The organism is Aminobacter sp. P4_H6_2 (assembly GCF_056400805.1).
On sequence record NZ_JBFUKO010000503.1, the window covers coordinates 1 to 4,074 of the forward strand.

Here is a 4,074-nt window from a genome sequence, read left to right on the forward strand (position 1 = left end):
CACATATCCTGTTGATCAACCCCAACAGTTCGCATGCAACAAGCGACATGATGCATGCGATCGCGCGCAAAACGGCGACAGGACGGACGGCGGTGGCAGTTGCCACCGCCAGCCGCAACCCGCAGATGATCATCAACGGCGAGCAGCTTGAGGCATCGGCGGACCAGGTGATCGAGATCGGCTGCGGTCACGACGAAAACTGCCTGGGGATCATAGTCAGCGCCTTCGGGGATCCCGGCCTGGCGGCACTCAGGGAACGCGTCGACATTCCCGTCGTCGGCATCTGCGAAGCCTCGATGATCGAGGCTTCGCTCGGCGGCCGAAAATTTGGCGTCGCCACCACGACGCCCGATCTCGCCGAGGCAATTGCCGAGCGCGCGCTGGATCTAGGTCTCGCTCACCTCTATACGGGCATCCGGTGTACCCCGGGTGACCCTATCGCTGTAGCAGGCGACGAAAAGCTTCTCGTAAAATCGCTCGCCCAAGCGGTCAGCGATTGTATCGATCTCGATGGGGCCGAAGCCGTCATCATCGGCGGTGGTCCACTCGGGCAGGCGGCCGAGCAATTGCAGCCGCTGTTCGACACACCGATCATCGCGCCGATTCCCTGTGCGATGGAGCGGATCATCGGCATGCTGCCGGTGGGAACGGCCCGCTGAGCTCAAGGCAGCACTCAGGAGCGCGGATCTGAGTTTGGTCGCGCTCCCAACGCCTTGCCTGCAAAACTAATCCCGGTTGCGCGTTGTTTCGGCAGCGAATCCAAAATGGCGCATGACGAGGTCGCGGAAGCGGTCCGAAAAACCCGCTTTTTCGACCGCCCGTTGCATGCATTTCAGCCAGAGATCGCGCAATTCGGGGCCGATCTCGACATGCTCGTGGATTTCCTTGAGCCTCGAATGACCATGCTTCTGGACGTAGTAGCTCGGGCCGCCGAAGAAGCCGCAGAGGTAATTGAACTGCTCCTCGCGGGAGTGGGCAACGCCGTGGCCGCGAAGGTGCAGCACATGCAACGGTGCCGCATCCTCGTCCTGCTCGACGATGTCGTAGAAAATCTCGACGAGGCGACGGATGGCTTCTTCGCCGCCGACTTCGAGATAAAGAGAGCGCCCTTTTGGCTGCAGGCTTTCGTTCAAGATCATCCTCCCCTGAAGCTTTCGCGGCAGCGGTCTTGCTGGCATGGGCTGCAAGCGCCGTTCGCCGGGCCATCCCTCAAGCGGCCGGATGAAAGCATCGATTCATTTCGACACCAGCGCCAGCGATTTAAGCCACCCGCGTCCCACCGCCGCAGGCAGGCAACCGCTCACATGATGCCCCAGGCGCGGTACCTGCCCCTTCCGGTGATCTCGCGCAGGTCGAGTTCGCCGATCAAATTGAGCGCGCCGGCGGTGGTCACACCCAGCTCCTTTTCGACCATGCCGCTGGAGACCAGCGGCCGCGACAGCACAAGCTCGATCAGCTGAGGCAATTTCGATGTCGAGCGGCGGCCCTTGAGCCGCCTGTCCATCTGGGTTTTGGCAAGGATCAGCCGGTCGTGTTCCTTTGTTCCGGCCCTGGCTGTTTCGTAGACGCCGTCGAGAAAGGCCACCAGCCGCGTCGTGCGGTCGCGCGAATGCCTGCTCTCGCGCGGGATGATCCGCGCGCCAAGATAAAGTGCCGCCAGATGGGCTGTCGTCGCTCCGGCCTCGCGCAGCAGCGCTTCAACAAGCAGGCGTCCAAGCCAAGGCGCATGCTGCAGCGGCGCCATCACGCTCCAGGCGTCAAAGACGACAGCCGCGCGCAGAAGCGGCGGCAGGCCCTCGCTTTCGGAAAGTGTTCCCTGCCAGGCCGCAAGCCGCTCCGGCTCGTCCCAGTCGGCATCATAGATCAGCGGGTTTTTGTCGTCGGAGCTACGGCCCGGGGCTGCATCGGCACGCCTGGGCGGCTGGTTTGCCAACCCATCGCCGCGCGTCCGTTCAAGCACTGCCTGAGCACGGTCAAGCGCTGCATCGAGCGCGGCCATTTCGGCGCTCAGGCTGTTGTCGCCGTCGTCTTCGTCCTCATCGCCAACTTCCCGCGATGCCTCTTGCGCTTGCGGTTTTGGCGGCACGGGTGCAGCGCCTCGTCCGCACAGCGTGGCAAAGCCCTCGCGGCCCAGCGCCCAACCGGGCCTGTTGCCGAAAATCTGGCGCCTGAGCCGCAGGATCTCATGCGCCCGGGTCAGTTCGTGCGTCGGCGCGCGCAAGTCCATATGCGCGTCATGCAAAACCAGGTCCTCGGTATGCACCAGTTCGCCATCGAGCCACAGCGACGATGCGGCATCGGTAAAATGGCTGCGCTCGACAAAACCCTTTCCCACCGGCGAACGGGCAATGCGCTCGTCGAGGCGCACTAGCGCTTCGCTCGCCCGCATCGCCGGGCCAACGAGGCTTGTCAGGGGCAAATCGTTCAGATCGTGAGCCATTGATCAACTAAACACGAAGCGCAACTGAAGCTATAGTGGGCGTCACTTTATTATAGCGCAAGGGGCCCGCACGACAGAGAGCTGCAACAACCAGAGCGCTCAGTCCTTGCGGCTCTCCAGGTCGATCAATCCCTCGAGCAAATCGAGCAGCTGTTCGTAGCGCTCGTGTCCGATACGCTTTTGGACCTCGTCATAGATGGCGCTGCTTTCGGGCGCGACTTCGGCGATCAGCACTTGCCCCTTGGGCGCGATGGCCAGCATCACGCGGCGCCCGTCGCCCTCGACCTTGCCGCGCGTGATGAGCTTACGCTCTTCCAGCGCCTTGATGATCCGCGTCAAGCTTGGCGCCAGTATCGACGCCCGTTCGGCAAGTTCCGTCGCATCGAGCGGGCTCTGCTCGCCCAACACGCGGATGACACGCCACTGCTGCTCAGAGACGCCATGCTGGGCAAGGATCGGGCGAAACTGAGCCATCACCGCTTCGCGCGCGCGCAGCAACGACATGGGCAATGAGCGTCGGGTGTTCTGCGGCAGCAAAGACGAACTCCTGATGGAAGGCATTTCACTTTATTCCCGATATTGCGTCCGGTCACAACGGATCAACGCCGCACGCCAGCCACCAGCGGGATCCGAACAGCATGGCGGCGCAACACCATGCTTGACATCGGGCTGCGTAACTATTTAACATGTTAAATATCGATGCGCCAGCTCACCAGAAAGAAGCGTCTTGCCCCACCTCACCCTTGAATATTCAGCCAATCTCGACGACCGGGTTGACATCCAGGCGCTGTGCGAGCAGCTGTCGCAGGCGATCCTAGACACCGGCCTGTTCGAGCACGGTGCGGTCAGAGTGCGGGCACTGGGTGCGGACGCCTATGCGATTGCCGACCGCGTGGCCGAAAATGGCTTCATCGACATGAGTTTCAGGATCGGCGCGGGCCGATCAGCTGACGACAAGAAGCGCGCGGGCACCGCCATCTTCGCGGCCGCGAACGCGTTTCTGGCGCCGCTTTTTGCCAGTCCGCATTTCGCGCTTTCCCTCGAGATCCGCGAGATCGACGCCGAGCTCAGCTGGAAAAACAACGCCATCCACCCGCGCCTGCGTAACAAGTGACGGAAACCGACATGTCAGAATTCGAAAACAATCTGCGTAAGGCTGAAGCCTATCTCGAGCGCTTCCGGTCCGTAGGCGTAACCAACCACATCAATGGCGAGGCCATGGCGGCACTCGATGGGACAAGTTTCGAGACCATCTCCCCGGTCGATTTGAAGCCGCTTGCCCAGGTAGCGCACGGCAAGGCCGCCGACATCGACCTCGCGGCCAAGGCAGCCAAGGCAGCCTTTCCGGGCTGGGCGGCGCAGTCAGGTGACGCACGCAAGAAGCTGCTGCATGCCATTGCCGATGCCATCGTCAAGCGGGCCGAAGAGATCGCCTTCGTCGAGTGCATGGACACCGGCCAGTCGCTGAAATTCATGGCCAAGGCAGCACTGCGCGGTGCCGAAAACTTCCGTTACTACGCCGACAAGGCACCCGAGGCGCGCGATGGCCGCACGCTGCATGCACCCGGCCAGCTGAACATGACCACCCGCGTGCCGATCGGCCCGGTCGGCGTCATCACGCCGTGGAATACGCC

Annotated in this window: 6 protein-coding genes; 3 read left to right on the top strand and 3 right to left on the bottom strand. The window is 62.5% G+C overall.

Going from position 1 to position 4,074, the window contains the following annotated elements:
- Nucleotides 1-659: aspartate/glutamate racemase family protein (locus tag AC1DUU_RS25275; protein ID WP_476786119.1), on the top strand; the 659-nt coding region annotated here is incomplete at its 5' end.
- 66 nt (nt 660-725) lie between these two features.
- Here AC1DUU_RS25275 and AC1DUU_RS25280 read toward each other — a convergent pair.
- From AC1DUU_RS25280 to hpaR, 3 genes are all read right to left on the bottom strand, one after another.
- Complete coding sequence (locus AC1DUU_RS25280; protein WP_476786120.1) at nt 726-1,133, bottom strand: group II truncated hemoglobin; 408 nt, start codon at nt 1,131-1,133, stop codon at nt 726-728.
- Nucleotides 1,134-1,300: 167 nt separating this feature from the next.
- Nucleotides 1,301-2,440, bottom strand: a complete 1,140-nt coding sequence (locus AC1DUU_RS25285; protein WP_476786121.1) for an RHE_PE00001 family protein — start codon at nt 2,438-2,440, stop codon at nt 1,301-1,303.
- 99 nt (nt 2,441-2,539) lie between these two features.
- A complete protein-coding gene (gene hpaR, locus AC1DUU_RS25290) occupies nt 2,540-3,001 on the bottom strand; it encodes a homoprotocatechuate degradation operon regulator HpaR (RefSeq protein ID WP_476786122.1) in 462 nt (153 codons plus the stop codon).
- A 166-nt stretch (nt 3,002-3,167) separates the two neighbouring features.
- Here hpaR and AC1DUU_RS25295 point away from each other — a divergent pair, with 166 nt between their 5' ends.
- Both AC1DUU_RS25295 and AC1DUU_RS25300 read left to right on the top strand, forming a co-directional pair.
- Entirely contained in the window at nt 3,168-3,554 is a 387-nt protein-coding gene (locus AC1DUU_RS25295) for a 5-carboxymethyl-2-hydroxymuconate isomerase (protein WP_476786123.1), read from the top strand.
- 11 nt (nt 3,555-3,565) lie between these two features.
- On the top strand, nt 3,566-4,074 hold a 509-nt coding region (locus AC1DUU_RS25300), incomplete at its 3' end, for an aldehyde dehydrogenase family protein (protein WP_476786124.1).

Coding starts and splice junctions, on each gene's coding strand:
- hpaR (WP_476786122.1), bottom strand. CDS start 3,001: ATGCCTTCCATCAGGAGTTCGTCTTTGCTGCCGCAGAACACCCGACGC.
- AC1DUU_RS25285 (WP_476786121.1), bottom strand. CDS start 2,440: ATGGCTCACGATCTGAACGATTTGCCCCTGACAAGCCTCGTTGGCCCG.